Annotated in this window: 17 protein-coding genes; 6 read left to right on the top strand and 11 right to left on the bottom strand. The window is 65.9% G+C overall.

The window, feature by feature from the left end:
- Position 1: 1 nt before the first annotated feature.
- The 3 genes from WT53_RS32930 to glmS form a co-directional block, all read right to left on the bottom strand.
- Positions 2-808: a DUF4123 domain-containing protein gene (locus WT53_RS32930; protein ID WP_082727522.1), complete on the bottom strand. Its 807-nt coding sequence runs from the start codon at positions 806-808 to the stop codon at positions 2-4.
- A gap of 10 nt (positions 809-818) precedes the next feature.
- Complete coding sequence (locus WT53_RS24815) at positions 819-3,371, bottom strand: type VI secretion system Vgr family protein (protein ID WP_034205563.1); 2,553 nt, start codon at positions 3,369-3,371, stop codon at positions 819-821.
- Between the two features lie 386 nt (positions 3,372-3,757).
- A complete protein-coding gene (gene glmS, locus WT53_RS24810) occupies positions 3,758-5,587 on the bottom strand; it encodes a glutamine--fructose-6-phosphate transaminase (isomerizing) (protein WP_034205562.1) in 1,830 nt (609 codons plus the stop codon).
- Positions 5,588-5,743: 156 nt separating this feature from the next.
- On the opposite strand from glmS, the gene WT53_RS24805 reads away from it, so the two are divergent.
- Positions 5,744-6,235: an Lrp/AsnC family transcriptional regulator gene (locus WT53_RS24805; RefSeq protein WP_034205561.1), complete on the top strand. Its 492-nt coding sequence runs from the start codon at positions 5,744-5,746 to the stop codon at positions 6,233-6,235.
- Positions 6,236-6,264: 29 nt separating this feature from the next.
- Here the strand turns inward: WT53_RS24805 and panB are convergent, their stop codons facing one another.
- Positions 6,265-7,119: a 3-methyl-2-oxobutanoate hydroxymethyltransferase gene (panB, locus tag WT53_RS24800; RefSeq protein ID WP_034205560.1), complete on the bottom strand. Its 855-nt coding sequence runs from the start codon at positions 7,117-7,119 to the stop codon at positions 6,265-6,267.
- Positions 7,120-7,196: 77 nt separating this feature from the next.
- Here panB and WT53_RS24795 point away from each other — a divergent pair, with 77 nt between their 5' ends.
- Positions 7,197-8,015, top strand: coding sequence for a helix-turn-helix domain-containing protein (locus WT53_RS24795; protein ID WP_034205559.1), 819 nt, complete (start codon positions 7,197-7,199; stop codon positions 8,013-8,015).
- Positions 8,016-8,028: 13 nt separating this feature from the next.
- Here the strand turns inward: WT53_RS24795 and WT53_RS24790 are convergent, their stop codons facing one another.
- Together WT53_RS24790 and WT53_RS24785 are read right to left on the bottom strand one after the other, a co-directional pair.
- Entirely contained in the window at positions 8,029-8,562 is a 534-nt protein-coding gene (locus WT53_RS24790; protein ID WP_034205558.1) for a methylated-DNA--[protein]-cysteine S-methyltransferase, read from the bottom strand.
- The gene (locus WT53_RS24785) at positions 8,544-10,031 is read right to left on the bottom strand and encodes a DNA-3-methyladenine glycosylase 2 family protein (RefSeq protein WP_034205557.1); all 1,488 of its coding nucleotides are present in this window, start codon (positions 10,029-10,031) and stop codon (positions 8,544-8,546) included. Before WT53_RS24785 ends, WT53_RS24790 begins: the two co-directional genes overlap by 19 nt.
- 323 nt (positions 10,032-10,354) lie before the next feature.
- Between WT53_RS24785 and WT53_RS24780 the strand changes: the two genes are divergently transcribed.
- Positions 10,355-11,647 carry an MFS transporter gene (locus WT53_RS24780; protein WP_034206257.1) on the top strand — a complete coding sequence of 431 codons (1,293 nt, stop codon included), beginning with the start codon at positions 10,355-10,357 and terminating at the stop codon, positions 11,645-11,647.
- A gap of 78 nt (positions 11,648-11,725) precedes the next feature.
- Here the strand turns inward: WT53_RS24780 and WT53_RS24775 are convergent, their stop codons facing one another.
- On the bottom strand, positions 11,726-12,829 hold the full coding sequence (locus tag WT53_RS24775; RefSeq protein ID WP_034205556.1) for a LacI family DNA-binding transcriptional regulator: 1,104 nt from the start codon (positions 12,827-12,829) through the stop codon (positions 11,726-11,728).
- Between the two features lie 70 nt (positions 12,830-12,899).
- Between WT53_RS24775 and WT53_RS24770 the strand changes: the two genes are divergently transcribed.
- Positions 12,900-13,733 (top strand): NAD(P)-dependent oxidoreductase, encoded by an 834-nt coding sequence (locus WT53_RS24770; protein WP_034205555.1) that lies wholly within the window; start codon positions 12,900-12,902, stop codon positions 13,731-13,733.
- A 201-nt stretch (positions 13,734-13,934) separates the two neighbouring features.
- Positions 13,935-14,654: a tetratricopeptide repeat protein gene (locus WT53_RS24765; protein WP_080747680.1), complete on the top strand. Its 720-nt coding sequence runs from the start codon at positions 13,935-13,937 to the stop codon at positions 14,652-14,654.
- Positions 14,655-14,752: 98 nt separating this feature from the next.
- Here WT53_RS24765 and WT53_RS24760 read toward each other — a convergent pair whose 3' ends face one another.
- The 3 genes from WT53_RS24760 to WT53_RS24750 form a co-directional block, all read right to left on the bottom strand.
- Positions 14,753-15,073, bottom strand: coding sequence for a DUF1330 domain-containing protein (locus WT53_RS24760; RefSeq protein ID WP_034205553.1), 321 nt, complete (start codon positions 15,071-15,073; stop codon positions 14,753-14,755).
- A gap of 166 nt (positions 15,074-15,239) precedes the next feature.
- A complete protein-coding gene (locus tag WT53_RS24755) occupies positions 15,240-15,950 on the bottom strand; it encodes a hypothetical protein (RefSeq protein ID WP_230624830.1) in 711 nt (236 codons plus the stop codon).
- A 103-nt stretch (positions 15,951-16,053) separates the two neighbouring features.
- On the bottom strand, positions 16,054-16,512 hold the full coding sequence (locus WT53_RS24750) for a MerR family transcriptional regulator (protein WP_034205551.1): 459 nt from the start codon (positions 16,510-16,512) through the stop codon (positions 16,054-16,056).
- A gap of 78 nt (positions 16,513-16,590) precedes the next feature.
- Between WT53_RS24750 and WT53_RS24745 the strand changes: the two genes are divergently transcribed.
- Positions 16,591-17,823: an NADH:flavin oxidoreductase/NADH oxidase family protein gene (locus tag WT53_RS24745; protein ID WP_034205550.1), complete on the top strand. Its 1,233-nt coding sequence runs from the start codon at positions 16,591-16,593 to the stop codon at positions 17,821-17,823.
- A gap of 75 nt (positions 17,824-17,898) precedes the next feature.
- On the opposite strand, the gene WT53_RS24740 is transcribed toward WT53_RS24745, so the two are convergent.
- The gene (locus WT53_RS24740; protein WP_034205549.1) at positions 17,899-20,022 is read right to left on the bottom strand and encodes a TonB-dependent siderophore receptor; all 2,124 of its coding nucleotides are present in this window, start codon (positions 20,020-20,022) and stop codon (positions 17,899-17,901) included.
- Position 20,023: the final 1 nt, after the last annotated feature.

The following is a 20,023-nucleotide window of genomic DNA, read 5'->3' as shown; positions in this document are numbered from 1 at the left end:
CTTATTGATATTGGATGCTCTCGCGCGCAATCGCTTCCCAGTCTGTCGCGCTCCAGTTCGCTACCGCTTCAGCATACGGGCTTTTCCGCGGCGCCTGCAGAACGGCCCGAACACGCGGGTGACGGTCGAAGTAGGGGGAAACGAGTGTGCCGTGAAGTGCAAAAGCAAGCAGGTCACCGCCAGCGAGTCCATGAGCTTCGCCTTTTGCAAGCTGCGCATCGAGCAGTGCCGGCATATCGGGACGCGGCGCTGTACCATTGCGCCGGAGCAGGTCAAGCGCGCGCTGAACCAGCTCGGTGCGCGCGATTCGTGCGTGCTGGTCCGCCGTAACAGCGAAGGCGGCGTCCAGTTCGGCGGCACCGTTGACCACCGTCCAGCCGCTCATGGGGTCGAGGTACGTCCACGATGCAACCGGCCCCAGAAGAGCACCCATCTGCTCAGCCTTCAAGATGCGGCCCAAGTGCGGAAATACGCGCGGGTCGTAGTAGCGGAAGACCGCATCGCCCGAAGTCGGCGCCTGCAGTATCAATCGGTCTGCCAGATGCTGCTGCAGCCGGCCTGTCGCCTTGCCGCATTCGACAATGGCGCAAACGACCGGCGGCAAGCCATTCTCCAGGTCCGATTGGGCGCGTTCTCTCAACGCTGGCAATTGCAACTCGGGATGCTCGGCACAGTACAGCACGGGAGCCACGCCTTCGAGTTCGGGACGGGCCGCGGGAATCAACTCACCGACTTCATAGACCGGAGGCACGCCAGCAGGTAACTCAAGGTGCCCGTTGACGGCTTCAACGATAACGTAGTGAACCATGCCGACCGCCCTACACGAGTGCCGAGCCGGCCTGCGCTGCGGCTGCGAACTGTTGTGCGCACGACTTTGAAGGCGCAAGCTGCGCCGACGCGTTTTCGCCCGCCGGGCCATCGAAGACGAGCGGACTACCCTTGACCTCGACCAGTCCCGGCGCATGGATGAAGATTTTTCCTTCGGCGAGGCGAATCGTTGCGCCGCCGGCGGTGAGGGTGATTTCCTTCTGGGCCGTAACGTTCACCGAATCGGAAGTGGACACGACCTTCACAGTCTTGTCTGCTGTCAGTTCGATGTTGTCCGACTGCGCCTGCACTTCGACCTTGCCTTTGCCGGCAAACAGCTTGATGCCGGCGTTCTGCACGAAGAAGCTCAGTTTCTCACCAATGCTGGCAATCCACGACTTGGCCGCCGAAACGTAGGTACTCTCGCCACTCACTAGATTGACATGCTGGGTGGCTGCTGCATGGAGCGACTTCTGCGTCGACAGGCCCATGTCAGCCGGGCTCGCAAGCAACATGACCGGTTGCGAAAATGCATTGGCGCTTCCGGTGCCGCCGCCCGCTGTCCGGCCGCCCGCCATAGAGCCTTGCGCATCGCTTTGCGTTGCCGCAGCAAAGTCTTTGATGGCGTCCTGTGCGTCGTCCAGCGTCTCGGCCTTACCGTCAGATGCCGCGAGCGAGCGATGCTGAATCACGCCACTCGAATCGATAAGGTGCTGTGTAGCTTCCTTCACATCCAGCGGCTGACTCGACGTGCCGCCGCGAGCATAGGTCGACACGTAGAGCCCGCGGCCGGCCCGCAGTGCGCCCGACGCCTCGGTCTTCAGTTCGAAGCCCGTGCCAAGGTAGTTGCCGCGCGTATTGCCGCTGTGGTCAATGAGATAGCCGATGTGCAGATACGAATTCGCCGTCGAACTGAAAAGCTGCGCCCGGTTCTGCGACGTCGAGTCGTCGAAGACGAGTTGATTGAAGCCCGGACCGCTGTACTCCTGCGACTTGAAACCGGACAGCAGGCCGTTCGAATGCCAATGTGGTGTGTTGACGGAGTGAAAGAGCACTCCGCTGACGACCGGGCGGTCGCAATCCCCATCGAGGTAATTGACGGCCACTTCCTGCCCAATGCGCGGAACAAACACACCGCCGAACCCTTTACCAGCGTGCGGCAGTATCACCCGCATCCAGCACGATGACGTCTCGTTATTGGAGCCCAGACGGTCCCAGTGCATCTGAGCCTTCACCCGGTTGAGCTCGTCCGTGTACACCTCCTCACCAGCAGGCCCCACGATAGTGGCCGTCTGCATATGCATGACCGGCTTTTTGTGCTCGAACGGGCTGCGGAATGGCACCGAACGGCGCTGCACCTCGATTTCGGCCAGCACGAAGCTTTCGTTGCCTAACGGGTCTTTGGTCACGAATGCGGCCTGCCGGTCTTTGTATTCGGCACGCAGACGCGACAGGCGGCGCTGCAGGCTACCCGGAAAGGGGCGGCTGTTGCCCAATGGCAGATTGTTCTGGATAGCCCAACGCACGCCGAGAATTGCGAACTCGCGGTCCTCGGGCTTGTCTGCTTCGTGCTCGGGATGGTCTTCGAGCGCAAACCATCGACCGGCGTCCATGCACGGCACACTGCCCACCCCGAAAAACCGTTTGCTGCGGGACGCCATCTCTTCGAGCCGAATTCGCATAGCGCGCTCACCACGGTCGTAGGACTCGCCGGTAACCGGAAAGCTATAGTGGCCTGCGTATTCGTAGACTTCCAGTTGCTGCGGGATATCGCCCTGGTCGGCGGGCGAGCGGTCCGCCCGCAGCAAAGTGCGCGTTGGACGTTTGTAATCCGCCGTACTGAACGCATATCCAACGCTTTGCGTCGTGCGCTCGGCACTCCATTCGACGAGGGTGCCGGCCTGACCGTCTTGGTCGCCACGGTAGAGCGGTATTCGCTGGGTAGCGAGCGCCTTGCAATTGAAAAGGTCGTCGGTCACGACGACCGTATGCGACTTACCGTCCTCCGCATGCTCGAGATACGTGAACCATCCCTCCGATTCCATCAACCGATGGACGAAGTTGTGGTCGGTTTCGTACTGAGTGCAGTACGAGCGAACCGCGCCTGCGTCTTTCACATCGAGTCGGAAGTGACCGCGTGCCTGCGGATGGCCGTTGAACACCTCGGTCAGAATGTCGGCAGTCGTTCGGTCCTGGAAGATACGCGCGTCCTTGCGGTACTGCAGAAAGCGCATCCACGACGAAAACGAAAGTTGGTAGTAAACCAGTCCCCCATCCGCTCCGAGACGCCGCGTCGCATGGACGTAGCCGTGCCAAGGTAGATACGATTCGTCGGCTTGACGCACCCATAACGTGACAGGTTGTGCCATCAGCTTCTTCAACTGGAGCGCCTGCTCCCGCGAAACGACGTCGACTGTGAGCTCGAAATCCCGGCCCATGCGCGATTCGCCGATAGCGCGCTGCGGTAACAGCGCTTTCGCCCCGAGGGGCGTGTCCAGGATGAGCGTTCGGTTCGTCTGCTCGATACCCGCATCGAGCACCAACGAATTGGACAACCTACCCATTTCGAATATCTCCTCAGCTCACCAAAAATGAAAAACCAATAGAAGTGGTGAGATTCCGGAAGGGATTTTGCCACAGTGACATGCCGGATTTAAAAAAGAATGTCAAGGTAGCCTCTCAATAGGTCGGAAAAATTTGCCGATTTAACATTTCGCAATTTTTTCGTTTGTGTTACGTCGACGTTTCCTGATTTAAAATTAATGTCGTGCAATAAAAGAACAGCCTCTTTCGCCCTGTCGAGAAGAATGAGCTGTCAGAAATGACAGGGCAGTAAATTTCACACTGCATTAAGTCTTTGTGCCTATCGAGGCTTGACCTGAAATACCCATTTGGCGATTTTCTGTCGGGTACTAACTGTCACCAACGTGGATTTTCGGGTGAGTGGGCTTCACTCCACCGTCACCGACTTAGCCAAATTCCTCGGCTTATCGATATCCGTCCCCCGCGCCAGCGCCGCGTGATACGCGAGCAGTTGCATCGGCACCGTATGCAAGATCGGCGACAACGGTCCGTAATACTCGTTGAGTCGAATCACCTCGATCCCTTCGCTCGGCACGATCCCGCAGTCCACATCCGCGAACACGAAAAGCCTGCCATTCCGCGCACTGACTTCATGCATGTTCGACCTGAGCTTCTCGAGCAACATGTCGTTCGGCGCGACCGCGATCACCGGCATTTCGTTGCTGACGAGCGCCAGCGGCCCATGCTTGAGCTCCCCCGCCGGATAAGCCTCCGCATGAATATACGAAATCTCCTTCATCTTCAGCGCCCCTTCGAGCGCGATCGGATAATGCATCCCGCGCCCGAGAAACAGCATGTTGTCGCGTCGCGCGAGCAACTCCGACCACGCCATGATCTGCGGTTCCAGCGCGAGCACCTTCGACATCGCATCGGGCAGATGCCGCAGCGCACGCAGATGCTCCTTTTCTTCGTCGTCGCCCAGCCGCCCGCGCACCTGCGCCAGTGACAGCGTCAGCAGAAACAACGCAACGAGCTGCGTCGTAAACGCCTTCGTCGACGCCACGCCGATCTCGATCCCCGCACGCGTCACGAATTGCAGCGCGCATTCGCGCATCAGCGCACTCGTCGCGACGTTGCAGATCGCGAGCGTGTGCATCATTCCGCTGCGCTTCGCGACATGCACCGCGCCGAGCACGTCAGCGGTTTCACCGCTTTGCGACACCGCAACCACCAACGTGCGCGGATTCGGCACACCGTCGCGATAACGAAACTCGCTTGCGATTTCCACACTCGTCGGCAGCTTCGCGATGCTCTCGATCCAGTACTTCGCGGTCAGCGCCGCGTGATAGCTGCCGCCGCACGCGAGCAGCAGCACCGAATCGACGTCGTTGAACACGCGCCATGCGCCGTCGCCGAACAGCTCGGGCATGATCGACGAAACGTCGAGCAGCGTATCGGCCACGGCCTGCGGCTGCTCGAAGATCTCCTTCTGCATGTAGTAGCGATACGATCCGAGATCGGCCGCGCCGCTATGCGCGGCGACGCGTTGCACCGCGCGCTCGACGCGCTGGCCGGCCGCGTCGACGATCCAGTAGCGATGCAGTTGAACGTCGGCGACGTCGCCGTTTTCCAGGTACGCAATGCGATCGGTGATGCCGGACAGCGCCATCGCATCGGACGCCAGAAAATTCTCGCCTTCGCCGACCCCGACCACGAGCGGCATCCCGTCGCGCGCACCGACGATCCGGTGTGGCTCGTCGCGGCACATCACCGCGATCGCATAGCTGCCGCGCAGTCGCGCGACCGCACGCCGGACCGCGTCGAACAGGTCGCCTTCGTACAGGTGATCGATCAGGTGCGCGATCGCCTCGCTGTCGGTCTGGCTCGCGAACACGTAGCCGTGCGCCTGCAGTTCCGCACGCAACTGATCGCAGTTTTCGATGATCCCGTTGTGCGACAGCGCGATGCGCGCATTGGCGTCGCTTGGCGAGAAGTGCGGATGCGCATTGAGCGTGACGGGCGCGCCATGCGTGGCCCAGCGCGTATGCGCGATGCCCGTGTAACCGGACAGCCCCTGCGTGGCGATCTCGCGCTGCAGGTTCGCGACACGATCGACGCTGCGGGCGCGCGCCAGCGTGCGGTCGCGGTAGACCACGACGCCGCACGAATCATAGCCGCGGTATTCGAGCCGCTTCAGGCCGTCGACCAGGTTCGGCAGGATGTCCCGCTGGGCAACCGCCCCGACAATTCCACACATATCGCGCTCCGTAAATGTCCCGTCTGGATGAGTGAGAGCGATGGTAGAAGCAGTCAAATGGAATTTAATTTCAAAAAATAGAAATTAATGAAATGGATGGTGGATCGTCTATCATGTTGAAATTAAATTTCAATCACTGACCGGAAGGAGTGGCCGATGGCCGGCATCACCCTCGACGATCTCGACCTGCGCATCCTCGCGATCCTGCAGGACGACGCGTCGGTATCGAACCTTCAACTCGCCGAGCGCGCGCTGTCGTCGCCGCCCACCTGCATGCGCCGCGTGCGGCGGCTGACGGAGGCCGGCGTGATCCGTCGGCAGGTCGCGATGCTCGACCCGGTCGCGATCGGCATGGCCGTCACCGCGTTGATCGAGATCAGCCTCGACCGGCAGACGGCCGAGGATTACGACGCGTTCGAAGCGTACGTGTGCGCGGAGCCGGCCGTCACGCAGTGCTATCGCGTGTCGCCGGGGCCCGATTTCGTCGTAATCGCCGATCTGGCCGATGTCGCGGAATACGACGAATTCGCGCGGCGGCTGTTCACCGGCGCGTCGAACGTCCGCAACGTGCGGACGTTTTTCTCGACGCATCGCGCGAAATTCGAAGCGAACGCGCGGGTCGCGCATGCGATGCGCAAGCGCACGTAACGTGAGGTAACCGCGTCGTTCGTCCCGTATCACGCAGTCGGGGCCGCGTTCGCCAGTTGCAGCGGCTTGCCGTATCCGAAGCAATGCGCGGGCTCGGGAAACACGCGCTGCCGCACGTCGTGCGCGTACTGGCGGATCGCGTCGCGCATCAGCGCGTTCGCATCCGCGTAACGCTTCACGAAGCGCGGCGTGTACGCGTCGAATGCGCCGATCATGTCCTCGGTCACGAGTACCTGCCCGTCGCAGGCGGGCGATGCGCCGATGCCGATCGTCGGGATCGTCAGCGTCTCGGTCAGGTGGCGCGCGAGCGCTTCGGCGGTGCCTTCGATGACGACGCCGAATGCGCCGGCACGCTCGGCCGCGCACGCGGCGTCGAACACCTGCGCGGCCGAACGCGGGTCCATGCCTTGCGCGCGGAAGCCGCCCGTCGCGTTGGCCTGCTGCGGCATGAGGCCGACATGCGCCATCACCGGAATGCCGCGATCGGTCAGGAAGCGGATCGTGTCGGTCATCTCGCCGCCGCCTTCGAGCTTCACGGCCTGTGCGCCGGTTTCGGCGAGGAGCCGCGCGGCGGAGCGATAGGCTTGCGCGGGCGATTCCTGGAACGTGGAGAACGGCAGGTCGACGACGACGCACGCCTGCGCCGCGCCGCGCACGACGGCCGCGCCGTGTGCAATCATCATGTCGAGCGTGACGCGCAGCGTATCGGGCATCCCGTACAGCACCATGCCGACGGAGTCGCCGACGATGATCACGTCGGCCACGTCGTCGACGAGTTTCGCCATCGGCGCGGAATACGCGGTCAGCGACACGAGGCTGCCGATGCCTTTGGTCGAACGGATCGCGGTGACGGTCTTGCGAGTGATGCGGGTATGAGCGCTCATGGGCGGAAGCCGTGTGAAAAAGGAGCCGCCACGGTAGCATCGCGCTCGTTCGTGCAATGACCTTCGGAGGACGTCTTATGTTGCTGGCGGGACAACCCGGCGGCCCTTACGCGGTGCCGCCGATGGCGCGCCTGCCGAGGCCGCTGTACGTGCGTGCGTTCGGCATTCCCGGCAACGTGAGCGTCGACGCGCACAGTCATCCGTGGGCGCAACTGATGTATGCGACGAGCGGCGTGCTCGAGGTGACGACACCGTCGAGCCGGCAACTGCTGCCGCCGCACTATGCGATGTGGATTCCGCCACACGTGCCGCACGCGGTGTCGACGCGCGATGGCGTCGCGTTCCACAGCCTGTATCTCGACGAGGCAATCGCGCGCAGCGACGTGAACGACGATTGCACGATCCTGTGCATGACGCCGCTGCTGCGCGAGCTGGTGATCGCGACCGGCGAGTTGCCGGTGAACTACGACGAGGCGGGGCCGGACGGTGCGCTCGTGTGCCTGATCGCGGACCGGATCGCGCGCATGCAGCCGGCGCCGCTCACGGTGCCGCTGCCGCGCGATCCGCGCCTGCTGAAAATCGCGCGCGCGTTGCATGCGGCGCCGGGCGATACGCGCAGTCTCGACGAATGGGGCCATCGGGTCGGCGCGACGCGGCGCACGCTGTCGCGCCTGTTCCGGCAGGACACGGGGCTGTCGTTCACCGAATGGCGGCAGGCCGTGCGGCTGCTCGCGTCGCTGCCGCTGCTCGATGCGGGTGCGCCGATCGGCGCGGTGGCCGCGCAACTGGGTTACGACTCGACGTCGTCCTTCATCGCGCTGTTCCACGCGAAATTCCGCGTGACGCCCGGCGCGTATGCGAAGCGTGAAGCGCGCCGGCCGGTGTCGAGCGCGTGACGCGCACCCTCCATCAGAACGCCAGCGCCTGCTGCACCGGGTGCCGGGCGCCGCGCGAAAACCCCGCGCCTTCGAGCGACAGCAGTGCACGTTTGCGGTCGACGCCGCCCGCATAACCGGTCAGGCTGCCCGACGCGCCGACCACGCGATGGCACGGCACGATGATCGATACCGGATTGCGGCCGACCGCGCCGCCTACCGCGCGCGCACCGCTCATCGGCAGCCCGACGCGCTCGGTGATGTCGCCGTACGACACGAGTTCGCCGAACGGAATCGCCAGCAGTTCCTGCCATACCCGTCGCTGAAACGCAGTGCCGCGCAGGTGGATCGGCACCGAAAACGTGTCGCGTGCACCGGTGAAGTATTCGGCGATTTCTTCGGCGACGCGGCGGGCGACCGGCGAGCGGGCGAGCGCGTCCGCTTCGCGCACGATCGCCAGCGGCGGGAAGTATTTCTGGCCGACGAAGTACAGGCCGGTCAGCACATCGTCCTCGATGCGCACGGCAATGTCGCCCAGCGGGCTCGAAATCAGGTGAGCGGGAGCCATCGCGACATTTCTCCATGAAGGCGCCATGCATGCAATGCGGCATACGCGCGCCACGGCGCCCAGCGGGTCGCCGCGTGCGGCGCGGAGGACGGCCCGCGCGCGGGTTCGGTGCGGGTGGGCAGCCATGCATCGTCGGCGGGAAATGCGTTCGGCCACGCCATCGCGCGCATCGCGACGTACTGCACCGCGCGTTCGTCGAAGCCGGGCAGCGCGCGCAGCGCGGCGAGCGTCGCGTCGAGCGGCGCCATCGGTTCGAGCGCGAGCGTGCCGTCGTCGACGGCACGGGCGAGCGACACGATCGCGCGTGCCGTGTCGCGCTCGATGCCGATCGTCTCAAGGGCCGAAGGCGGCAGCGCGGCCAGCGTCGCGGCGCAGGGCAGCGCGTGCGTGAGGCCCTGCGGCGCGCCGTCGACCGAGTGACCGAAGCGTGCCGCAATTCGTGCGAGCAACGGCGTATCCGCCTGCGCGGCCGCAAGCTGCTCGCCCGCGAGGGCACGGATCGCAATCTCGAGGCCGTCGAACGCACCGGGCACGCGCAGGCCCGGCGAGCCGCTCGCGAGATCGCCGAGATGCGCGTCGATCACGTCGGGGCGGCTGTCCAGATCGAACAGCCGGCGCACGCGTGCGAGCACGGCCGGCACGACCGGCGTCAGCGCGGGCGACACGGTGACGGCCAGCGCGAAGCGCTGCGGCACGTGCGCGACGGACAGCCAGCCGGCCAAGCGGCGGCCGCCGTTCCGGTCCGGCAGCTCGACGATGCGCGCATAACGCTGCGCATCGATCCGCTCGACGCCATCGATCTGCCGCTGCGCGAGAAAACGCATCAGGTCGGCCCATGCGAACGGCGGCCGGTACGGCAGCGGGAAGGTCATGTCGCCGTCGGCCGATGCGCCGGCCCCTTTGCGCAGCCGCAGCGGATTGAGGCCGTAGCGCTGGCGGAACAGGTCGTTGAAGCGCCGAACGCTGCCGAACCCGGCCGTCGACGCGACGACGGCCACCGGCAGCGCGGTATCGGTCAGCAGCCGCTTGGCCATCAGCAGCCGCTGCGTCTGCGCGAACTCGACCGGCGACACGCCGAACTGCGCGCCGAAGATGCGGCGCAGATGGCGTTCGGTCACGCCGACGCGCCGTGCGAGCGCATCGACGGAATGCGCGTTCAGGAATCCGTCGTCGATCAGCGTCGCGGCCGCGTCGGCGAGATTGCCGGACAGGTCGAGCAGCCCGTGGCCGGGCGCGAGCTCGGGGCGGCAGCGCATGCAGGGCCGGAAGCCGGCTTTCTCGGCGGCCGCGGCGGTCGGGTAGTAGCTGCAGTTGCGCGCCTTCGGCGGCTTCACCGGGCAGACGGGGCGGCAGTACACGCCGGTCGTCGCCACGCCGACGAAGAACCAGCCGTCGAAGCGGCGGTTGCGCGAAAGCAGGGCGTCGTAACAGGTGTCGGGATCGAGGCGCATGGGACGACTGTAAACCATCCCCGGCGCCGATTCTGGCTGGAATCGGACATGTGTCTTCCCGGCCGCGCGCCCGCCGCGCCCCAGCGGGAAAATCAGGGGAAAAACGGTTAATGCCAATCTGCGGAACAGTCGTCTCTTTTACCGCGACCAATTTGAGATGACTCATCGAAATCCCCGACTGACACGGCCCCGGTGCACACCCTATCCTCTGAAAAACGTTTTCCAGACGGATCGGCGAAACGTGCCGTGCGCAGCCGCGCGCCGCCGTTCGCCCCGGCGCCGGTCGCCGGTCAACGAACTTCGTGCGGCGCGACGGGCGCGACCGCGCATCGGAGACATTCATGCCCACTGCCGTCGTCGGCGCCGTGCGCGCGGTTGCCAGTCGCTACCGCTGGACCGTCTGTGCGCTGCTGTTTTTCGCGACCGTCATCAACTACATGGATCGGCAGATCCTCGGCCTGCTCGCGCCGATGCTCCAGCACGACATCGGCTGGAGCCAGGTGCAGTACGGCCGCATCGTGATGGCGTTTTCGGCGTTCTATGCGCTGGGCCTGCTCGGCTTCGGGCGCATCGTCGACTGGCTCGGCACGCGGGTGTCGTACGCGGTGGCGATGCTGGTGTGGAGCATCGCCGCGATGCTGCACGCGGCGGTCGGTTCGGTGACGGGGTTCGCGTTCGTGCGCGCGCTGCTCGGCATCGGCGAGGGCGGCAACTTCCCGGCCGCGATCAAGACGACGGCCGAATGGTTTCCGCGCCGCGAGCGCGCGCTCGCCACCGGCATCTTCAACTCGGGCGCGAACATCGGCGCGGTGTTCGCGCCGGCGATCATCCCGGCGATCGCCGTGGCCTACGGCTGGCGCGCGGCGTTCGTGATCATCGGCGCGATCGGCATCGTGTGGCTCGCGGTGTGGCTGGCGATGTATCGCACGGCCGACACGCGCGCACTCGCGGCGGAATACGACGAGCCGCGCGACGAAGCCGAAGCGCTCGACGCGGCGAATGCGAGCGCCGGCGCGCCGCGCTGGGGCGAACTCATCCGCAAGCGCGAGACGTGGGCATTCCTGGTCGGCAAGTTCCTGACCGACCCGGTGTGGTGGTTCTACCTGTTCTGGCTGCCGAAGTGGCTCAACGAGTCGCGCGGGATGGACATGCAGCACATCGGTTTGCCGCTCGTCTGCATCTATGCGCTGACGACGGTCGGCAGCATCGGCGGCGGCTGGCTGTCGTCGATGCTGCTGCGTGCGGGCTGGAGCGTGAACCGTGCGCGCAAGACGGCGATGCTGATCTGCGCCTGCTGCGTGCTGCCGATCGCGTTCGTGTCGCAGGTGCAGAGCCTGTGGATCGCAGTCCTGATCGTCGGCCTCGCCGCCGCCGCGCACCAGGGCTGGTCGGCGAACCTGTTCACGACCGCGTCCGACCTGTTTCCGCGCCGCGCGGTCGCGTCGGTGGTCGGCATCGGCGGGATGGCCGGCTCGATCGGCGGCGTGCTGTTCTCGGAAGTGATCGGCCAGGTGCTGCAACGCACCGGCCACTATTGGGTGCTGTTCGCGATCGGCGCGTCGGCCTACCTGATCGCGCTGGCCGTGATGCACGGGCTCGTGCCGAAGATGAAGCCCGCGAAACTCGACGCGTGAATCGCGTCGTTGCAAACGAACGCGCCTCCCCGGACGGCGCGTTTTTTGCGTTCGGGACGGTGACGCGTCGCGACCGCGTCAGCCGGCCGCGGCCGTCGACGCGCGCATGATCAGCCGCGGCTCGAACGTCGAATAGCTCGCGTCGGTGCGCCCGGCGAGCGCGTCGATCAGCTTCTGCATCGCGAGCTCGCCCATGTTCTCGCTCTGGATGTCGACGGTCGTCAGCGCGGGCGCCGCGTAGGCGCCGTACGGCACGTTGTCGATGCCGGCGACGGACACGTCCTGCGGTAGCCGGAAGCCGAGCGACGCAGCCTCCTTCATGAAGCCGAGCGCGATCAGGTCGTTGTAGCAGATCACGGCCTGCGGGCGCTGCGGCCCGAGCATCACGCGCGAGCACGCGCGCTCGCCGGCCTCGGCGGTCGGCGCATGCGCGTCATGCACGTCGAGCGTGAGCCCGGCTTCGGCGAGGCAGTCGCGCGCGCCCTGAATCCGTTCGTCGTTCACGCGCGCGGTGCCGAAGCCGAGATACGCGATGCGCGTGTGGCCGAGGTTGAGCAGGTGGCGCGCGAGCATGTAGGTCGACAGCCGGTTGTCGATGCCGACGCTCGGAATCGGCAGGCCCGGGCTGCGACGCAGCAGCACGAGCGGCTTGTTGAGGTCGAGCATCCAGCCGGCTTCCTCGTCGGGCATCCGCGTACTGACGATCAGCCCGTCGACGCGCTGCGCGAGCGCCTCGATCAGCGAACGTTCGCGCGCCTGGCTCTCCTCGGTATCGACGAGCAGCAGCGTGTAGTCGTGCTGCAGCGCGACGCGGTTCGCGCCTTTCACCACGTTCGTGAAGTGCGGGTTGCTGATGTCGAGGATCACGAGGCCGATGGTGCGCGTGCGGCCGGTGATCATCGAGCGCGCGAGCGGGTTCGAACGGTAGCCGAGCCGCTCGATGGCGTCCTTCAGCCGTGCCTCGACGGTCGGCGAGAAGCGCTGCGTGCCGTTCACGTACTTCGAGACCGTCGCGACCGACACGCCGGCTTCCGCGGCCACGTCGCGGATCGTCGGGGAAACTTTTTTCATCCGCAGGGTAACGTTTTCGTTCGATAACGCCGGATTGTGGCAGAAAAAGCCGGCGCGCGGCCAGCGGTCGATATCGGGAAAGTGCGGATGGCTGCAAGCAGGTTCGGCCATTGACGTTCGGCGCCGCGTCCGCGTATAGTTGGAAAACGTTTTCCGATTTGGGTAGATTCAAGGAGATTCGATGAACGCCTCATCCACCGCCGCGCGCAAACCGTTCGGCCGCCTGCTGCTGACGGGCGCGGCCGGCAACCTCGGCCGCCAGTTGCGCGGCGCGCTCGCCGACTGGGCCGACGTCGTGCGCGTCAGCGACATCGCGGCGCTGGGCGACGCGGCCGCGCATGAAGAAATCCGCGAGGTCGACCTGGCCGACCGGCCGGCCGTGATGCAGCTCGTCGACGGCGTGGACGCGATCGTTCACCTCGGCGGCATTTCGGTCGATGCGCCGTTCGACGATCTGGTCGGCGCGAACATCACCGGCACGTACAACCTGTACGAAGCCGCGCGCAAGCACGGCGTGAAGCGCGTCGTGTTCGCGAGCTCGAACCATGCGATCGGTTTCCATCCGGTCACCGAAGTGCTCGACGCCGATTCGCCGCTGCGCCCCGACAGCCTGTACGGGGTGACGAAGTGCTTCGGCGAATCGCTGTCGCGCTACTACTTCGACCGCTTCGGGATCGAAACCGTCTGCCTGCGGATCGGCTCGTCGTTCGAGGTGCCGAAGAACCCGCGCATGCTCGTCACGTTTCTCAGCTATCGCGACTTCATCGAGCTCGTGCGCTGCTCGCTGCTGACGAATCGTGTCGGCCACGCGATCGTCTACGGCGCGTCGGACAACCCGGTGAAGTGGTGGGACAACACGAAGGTCGGCTTCCTCGGCTTCCGCCCGCGCGACAGCTCCGAGCAGTTCGCCGGGTTGTTTCCGGTGACGGCGCCGACCGCCGATTACGACGATCCCGCGCAGCGGTTCCAGGGCGGCGGCTTCGTCGTCGGCGAGCCGATGGAGCGGAACGCGTAGGCGGCGCGGCTGGCCGAAGGCGCTTCATTGACGACGGATTGGCGGATGCGGTAAAAGGGGAGCCTTCCGGTGTGACAGGCTCCGCCATGCGGTGCCCGGAACGACGACGCGCACCGGACGGCTGCATGCGCGGCGCGACGCTCGAGGGCACGACGTCGCACCGCGCCGCGATCCGATCGAATAATCACAATATCGAGAGCAATGAAGAAGACCTTATTGGCGTTGAGCCTTGCGCTGGCCGTTGCGCCGGCGTTTGCGGATCTGCGGGACGCATTTGCCGCCTACAAGAAGAACGACTACAAGACTGCCATCCCCGAACTCACGACCGCAGCGAACGCGGGTAACGTCGAAGCGGCTGCGCTGCTCGGTGATTACTACCGCTACCAGGACGCAGAGCAGGCGGTGAAGTGGAGTTTTCTCGCGGCCCAGCACGGCGACGCGAAGATGCAATACGACATGGGCGTGCAGATCGACGATGCCGCGTGGCAGTTGTTCCGGCACGAGGAGAATCCGGCCAAGCGCTATTTCCGCGTGGCGGCGGACTGCTTCCAGATGGCGGCCGATCGCGGCTACGCACCCGCACAGAGCGCGCTCGGCATGATGTACGACATGGGGATGAAGCTGCCCCAAGACCTCGAGAAAGCCGTCGTGCTGTATCGCGCCGCTGCGCGCCAGGGCGATCCGCTGGGGCTCGAAAGCATGGGTACGCTCTACCAGCAAGGGCGCGGCGTGAAGCAGAACCTGTCGACCGCGTACACGTTCTATCTTGCCGCGGTGAAGGCCGGGAAAGGCAGCCGCAAGGTCGAGTTCTCCGAGGCGACTGCACGCGCGCTCGAAGGGGAACTGTCGGCGCGCGATCGCGCGCGGGCTAAGGCGACCATCGATGCGTGGCAGCCGGGGCAGCCGCTCGACGGGATCTGACGCGGCAGCCGCCCGCGCGTCGCGGCCTGCGTGGCGTGCCGATGGTGCGCCACGCAGCGCGGCGTCGAGCGCGTAGGGAACGCCACGCGCATCGAGCCTCAGCGCAGGATGTCGGTCGCCTTGTGCCGTTCGTCGACGCCGTCGATCAGGATCAACGGGCCGCTCGCGTGTCGTGCGCGCAGCGGCTGAATCTGCCGGTACGCGTCCGATTCGTACCATGCGCGCGCCGTGTCGAGATCGGGAAACGCGATCGCGATCAGGTCGCCGCGCCACACGCCTTCGCGCACTTCCGGCCGTGCGCCGTGAATCACGAAATGGCCGTCGTATGGCGCGAGCGTGCCGTCGATCCGTTCGAGGTATTCGACGATGTCGTCGCACATCTCGACGTCGTGCAGGTGGGCGATGGCGTAGGCGGTCATGGCGGGCTCCTTGGCGGGATGCGGTGCGTGAATCGATGGAGCCATGATCGCGGCGCGGGACGCGCGCGTCGATTACCTGCGACGTAAGCAAATCGGTGCAGCCGCGCCGCGCTGCGCCGTGCTTCGGGCCCGCTATTGGCGCGCATCGGCAGCGGCAGTGCCGCCATCAATGCGTGCGGCAAGCCGGATCACTTTCGCGCCGCTCCGCCGAATCGCACCAGTCACGCGGTCGCCACGCTTCGAACGTGACGGGCTTGGCCGCATTGGCGCGCGTAATGCGTACCGGGTCGGCCTTTAGCGCATCGCCGTCCTCGTCATAGTTGAATCGCCAGTTCCGGAACACGTCGCGATGAAACACCCACGTACGGTGTGAGATGTCGTAGCGAAACGTGATGCGGTCGCGCCAATGGTTGTGGCCCGCAAATACCCCCTGTTCGACCGTGAAGGCGCGAGCGCCGACCGTGAGCGCGTTGTCGGCGACGCCATCGAGATACGGGTCGTCCATGCCGCCTTCGTCGGCTTTCATGATCACAGTGTCGTTGCGCGCGGCCAGCCGGTAGCGCCCGTCCTTGCCTTGCAGGAAGATCATCAGCGGACGCAGCGACGCGTTGGCCATCGAGTCGTCGGGTCGGTGCGCGACGACGACGTAGCCGTTGCGCGTGCTATCGGTCAACTGGCCGGATGCGGCGTCCATCGCTTCGTAGCCGGCCGGAAGCTGCGCGACGATCTCGTCCGGCAGATCGGGTTTGTCCGGGCAAGCGAACGACGCAGGCGTGTCGGCGCAAGTCCTGGCGAAGGCGCCGCCGATGCCGAACATCAGCAGCGCGGCGACGAGACATTCTCTGATGCGGGGGGCTGTCATATGAATGGGGGACATGAGATTGCGCTGCGGCAGCCGACGCCTATGCGTCAACCCGTTTCGCCACGGCGCAAATGGATGGATCGACGGACGGCGTAGCGTAATCCCGCAACGCAATCCCTCACGCGCGCTTGCGCGTCGGCCGCACCGCGGGTGCGGACTCCAGTGGCTGGCTGGCCTGCTCGCAGAGCCGGTCGAGCATCCGTTGCGCGGCGCTCGCGCAATCCTCGCCTTCGGGCTTGTTCTCGATTTCGTCGATCAACGTCTCGAGGTGCTGACGGTTCTGCGCGAGCCGCCGTTCGAGCAGCGCGATCTCGTCGACCTTGTGCCGCAGCGCGACCAGCAGTTCGTCGTGCGGCCATGCGCCGAGATCGGGCGGCAGCACCGCGCGGATCTCGTCGAGCGAGAAGCCCGCACACTGCGCGCGGTCGATGATCGCGAGCCGCGTCAACGCTTCCGGCCCGTATTCCCGATAGCCGTTCGCCTGCCGGCGGGCCGGTTCGAGCAGGCCGCTCGCTTCGTAGAAACGGATGCGCGACGCGGCGAGGCCGCTCGCCTTCGCCAGTTCGCCGATTTTCATGTTGGGCTCCAAAAAGGCTTGACCTTAAAGTTGACTTTAAAGTTATCGTGGGCCATCGTCAATCGAGGATTTGCCACCATGAATCTGTTTGCGCCCCTCACACTGCCCAACGGGGCGGTGATTCCGAACCGTCTGGCCAAGGCCGCGATGGAAGAAAACATGGCCGATGCGGACCACGCGCCGTCCGATGCGTTGCTGCGCCTGTACCAGGCGTGGGCCGACGGTCAGGCCGGCCTGATCCTGACCGGCAACGTGATGGTGGACGGCCGCGCGATGACGGGGCCGAACGGCGTCGTGCTCGAAAGCGACGCGCATCTCGACCGTTTCCGCCGCTGGGCGCAGATCGCCCGCTCGGGCGGCGGGCACGTGTGGATGCAGATCAATCACCCCGGGCGCCAGATGCAGGCGGCGCTCGGCCAGACGACGCTCGCGCCGTCGGCCGTGCCGCTCGCGCTCGGCGCGCTGTCGAAGCAGTTTCCGGTGCCGAAGGAAATGACGGCGGCCGATATCGCCGACGTGCAGCAGCGTTTCGTGCGTGCCGCGCGGCTCGCGGAGCAAAGCGGCTTCACCGGCGTGCAGGTGCATGCGGCGCACGGCTATCTGCTGAGCCAGTTCCTGTCGCCGCTGACGAACCGCCGGCAGGATCAATGGGGCGGCAGCATCGAGAATCGCGCACGCCTGCTGCTCGATATCGTGAAGGCGGTGCGCGCGACGGTATCGCCGGCCTTCGCCGTCGCGGTGAAGCTGAATTCGGCCGATTTCCAGCGCGGCGGTTTCAGCGCGGACGACGCGAAGCGCGTGGTCGAATTGCTGAATCCGCTCGGCGTCGATCTCGTCGAACTGTCGGGCGGCAGCTATGAAGTGCCGGCGATGCAGGGCGAGGCGCGCGACGGGCGCACGCTCGCGCGCGAAGCGTATTTCCTCGAATTCGCGCGCGACATCACGGCCGTCGCGCGGATGCCGCTGATGGTCACGGGCGGAATCCGGCGTCGTGCGGTCGCCGAGCAGGTGGTGAACAGCGGCGTGGCGATGGTCGGCATCGCGACCGCGCTGTCGATCGACCCGAACCTGCCGCGCGACTGGCGCGCCGGCAAGGACAGCGCGCCGGTGCTGCAGCCGATCCGCTGGAAGAACAAGGCGCTGGGCGCGCTGGCGAACATGGCCGTCGTCAAGTTCCAGCTCACGCGGCTCAGCGAAGGGCGTCGTACGCACCCGCAGGTGTCGCCGCTGCGCGCGCTGGTGAAGCAGCAACTGGCCGCGCAGTGCCAGACGCGACGCTACCGGAAGTGGATGGCGGGGCCGCGTACTTGATCGATGCGTCCGGGTCGGCCGCCGCGATACCGAAGGCTGACCGACCCGCCGCCGCGTATGCGGCGGCGCGCCGCATCAGAACCGGTAGTTCGCCAGCACCTCGAGCCGCCGGTCGTTGCCGAGCAGATACTGCGTCTCGTTGTAGTACGCGGACTGCACGTAACGACGATTGAACACGTTGTACGCGCGGGCGGCGATCGTCGTGTCCTTGCGCGGCTTCCACGCGAGGCCGAGGTCGACGGTCGTGTACGACGGCATCACGAGCTGGTTCGCGGTATCGGCGAAGCGCTTGCCGACGTACCTGACGCCCGCGATGCCCGTCCAGTCCGGCGCGAAGCGCCAGCTCACCCACAGGTTCGCCAGACGCTGCGGCACCGACACCGGCACGTTGTCCGCGCGCGATACGGTCGCGCCGCCGGACGACTGCTGGAAATCGTCGTATTTCGCGCGCAGGATCGACACGTTCGCATCGACGCGCCAGTCCTTCGCGATCTCCGCACCGACCGTCGCCTCCAGCCCGCGCGACGACTGCTGGCCGACCTGGATCGACTGGTTCGGGTTCGCCGGGTCGGCCGTCAGGAGATTGCTCTTCACGATCCGGTACGCGGCCAGCGTCCATTCCGCCTTGCCGTCGAGGAACGACTGCTTCACGCCGATCTCGATCTGGCGGCCGGTCGCGAGCGTGAAGTTCGCCTTCGACGCATTCAGCGACAGCAGCGAGCTGACCGGATCGGCCGCGACCGAATACTGGCCGTACACGGCGAGACCGGGCCGCACGTCGTACACGGTGCCGACGCGCCAGCCCGTGTTCGCGAACACCTTCGTGAATGCGCCGCCGTTCACGAGATCGTCGCGGTTCACGCTCGCATGGTCGTAGCGCAGCCCGCCGATCACCGACCAGCGCGGCGTGATCGCGAGCCGGTTCTCCGCGAACAGCGCGTACTGGTTCGACTGGCTGCGGTACTTCGGAAACGTGCCGGCCGTATTGATGAAACCGCCCGGATCGAAGTCGAACGGATCGACCGTCGACGTGCCCGAATACGGCGAGTTGTTGTCGTGCTGGAACGTCGTGTGGTTGAACTCGACGCCCGCCGAAAACGTGTTGCGCATGCCGAACGGCGCGCTGTCGACGGTGGCCGTCGTCACGTTGCCGTACTGCGCCTGATCATGAAAGATCTCGGTGTAGCTGCTGCGCCGCACTTGCGCGCTCGACGGCACGTACGTGTAGTACTCCGCATCCTTCCAGTGACGATTGCTCTTCATCCGGTACAGCGTGCTCGTCACGTTCAGGCCGTCGCTCGGCTGCCAGTTCGCCGACACGGTGGCCCAGCTGTCGCGGAACGCGATGTCGGCGTCGCCGACGTTGTAGTTCTTCTCGTCGAGCGCGCGATCGCGCGCGCCGCCGACGAGCGGCGCGCCGAAATACCGCATCGGATGCTGGAAGCCCTGCGCGTACGACGCCGTCACGTACAGGTCGGGCGTCACGTCGTAGCGCAGCGCGCCCGAGACCGACAGGTTGCGCGAGTCGCCGCGATCGACCCAGTTCGACGAGCGGTTGCCGCTGATGTCGAAGCGGTACGACAGCTTGTCGTCGATCGCGCCGCCGCTGCCGAACGCGGCGCGCGCCGTGCCTTCGGTGCCGCCGCCGACCTGCAGCTCGTTGCGGATCGGCGTGCGCGTCGGCTTCTTCGGCACGATGTTGACCACGCCGCCGATCGCGCCTTCGCCGTAGATCACCGAAGCGGGGCCGCGCAGCACGTCGATATGGTCGACCGACCACGTGTCGAACGGGAACGTGACGCCGATCGCGCCGTACGGGCGCACGCCGTCGTAGAGCTGCGTGACCGACGACGCGCCGACGAAGCCGCGCGCGGCGAGCTCCGAATCGCCGTTGCCGGGATGCGGCGACGCGCTGATGCCGGCGGCGCGGCTCACTGCGTCGACGATCGAACTGTCGCCGCGCGTGTCGAGGGTCGCGCGGCCGATCTGCTCGACGCTCGCGGGCGTTTCGAGCGGCGACAGCCCGAGATGGCTGCCGGTGTCGAGCGGTTGCGTCAGTGCGGGCGCCTTCTGCGCGTCGACGCGAATCGGTGCGAGCGTGGCGCCGGCTTCGTCGACGCCGCTTTTCTGTGGGTGTGCGTGCCCGCCCGGCGAGAGCGCCGCGAGAACGGCAGCGGGCAGCATCGATCTGAACTTCATC

It is taken from the genome of Burkholderia sp. MSMB2157WGS (assembly GCF_001532755.1).
Classification (GTDB): Bacteria; Pseudomonadota; Gammaproteobacteria; order Burkholderiales; family Burkholderiaceae; genus Burkholderia.
Note: the sequence above shows the minus strand (reverse complement) of the source record. Positions and strands in the feature narration are given on the sequence as shown.

Excerpts from the sequence above, each read along its gene's own strand:
- WT53_RS32930 (WP_082727522.1), bottom strand. The coding sequence starts at position 808 with ATGGTTCACTACGTTATCGTTGAAGCCGTCAACGGGCACCTTGAGTTA.
- WT53_RS24815 (WP_034205563.1), bottom strand. The coding sequence starts at position 3,371 with ATGGGTAGGTTGTCCAATTCGTTGGTGCTCGATGCGGGTATCGAGCAG.
- glmS (WP_034205562.1), bottom strand. The coding sequence starts at position 5,587 with ATGTGTGGAATTGTCGGGGCGGTTGCCCAGCGGGACATCCTGCCGAAC.
- WT53_RS24805 (WP_034205561.1), top strand. The coding sequence starts at position 5,744 with ATGGCCGGCATCACCCTCGACGATCTCGACCTGCGCATCCTCGCGATC.
- panB (WP_034205560.1), bottom strand. The coding sequence starts at position 7,119 with ATGAGCGCTCATACCCGCATCACTCGCAAGACCGTCACCGCGATCCGT.
- WT53_RS24795 (WP_034205559.1), top strand. The coding sequence starts at position 7,197 with ATGTTGCTGGCGGGACAACCCGGCGGCCCTTACGCGGTGCCGCCGATG.
- WT53_RS24790 (WP_034205558.1), bottom strand. The coding sequence starts at position 8,562 with ATGGCTCCCGCTCACCTGATTTCGAGCCCGCTGGGCGACATTGCCGTG.
- WT53_RS24785 (WP_034205557.1), bottom strand. The coding sequence starts at position 10,031 with ATGGTTTACAGTCGTCCCATGCGCCTCGATCCCGACACCTGTTACGAC.
- WT53_RS24780 (WP_034206257.1), top strand. The coding sequence starts at position 10,355 with ATGCCCACTGCCGTCGTCGGCGCCGTGCGCGCGGTTGCCAGTCGCTAC.
- WT53_RS24775 (WP_034205556.1), bottom strand. The coding sequence starts at position 12,829 with ATGGCCGAACCTGCTTGCAGCCATCCGCACTTTCCCGATATCGACCGC.
- WT53_RS24770 (WP_034205555.1), top strand. The coding sequence starts at position 12,900 with ATGAACGCCTCATCCACCGCCGCGCGCAAACCGTTCGGCCGCCTGCTG.
- WT53_RS24765 (WP_080747680.1), top strand. The coding sequence starts at position 13,935 with ATGAAGAAGACCTTATTGGCGTTGAGCCTTGCGCTGGCCGTTGCGCCG.
- WT53_RS24760 (WP_034205553.1), bottom strand. The coding sequence starts at position 15,073 with ATGACCGCCTACGCCATCGCCCACCTGCACGACGTCGAGATGTGCGAC.
- WT53_RS24755 (WP_230624830.1), bottom strand. The coding sequence starts at position 15,950 with ATGTCCCCCATTCATATGACAGCCCCCCGCATCAGAGAATGTCTCGTC.
- WT53_RS24750 (WP_034205551.1), bottom strand. The coding sequence starts at position 16,512 with ATGAAAATCGGCGAACTGGCGAAGGCGAGCGGCCTCGCCGCGTCGCGC.
- WT53_RS24745 (WP_034205550.1), top strand. The coding sequence starts at position 16,591 with ATGAATCTGTTTGCGCCCCTCACACTGCCCAACGGGGCGGTGATTCCG.
- WT53_RS24740 (WP_034205549.1), bottom strand. The coding sequence starts at position 20,022 with ATGAAGTTCAGATCGATGCTGCCCGCTGCCGTTCTCGCGGCGCTCTCG.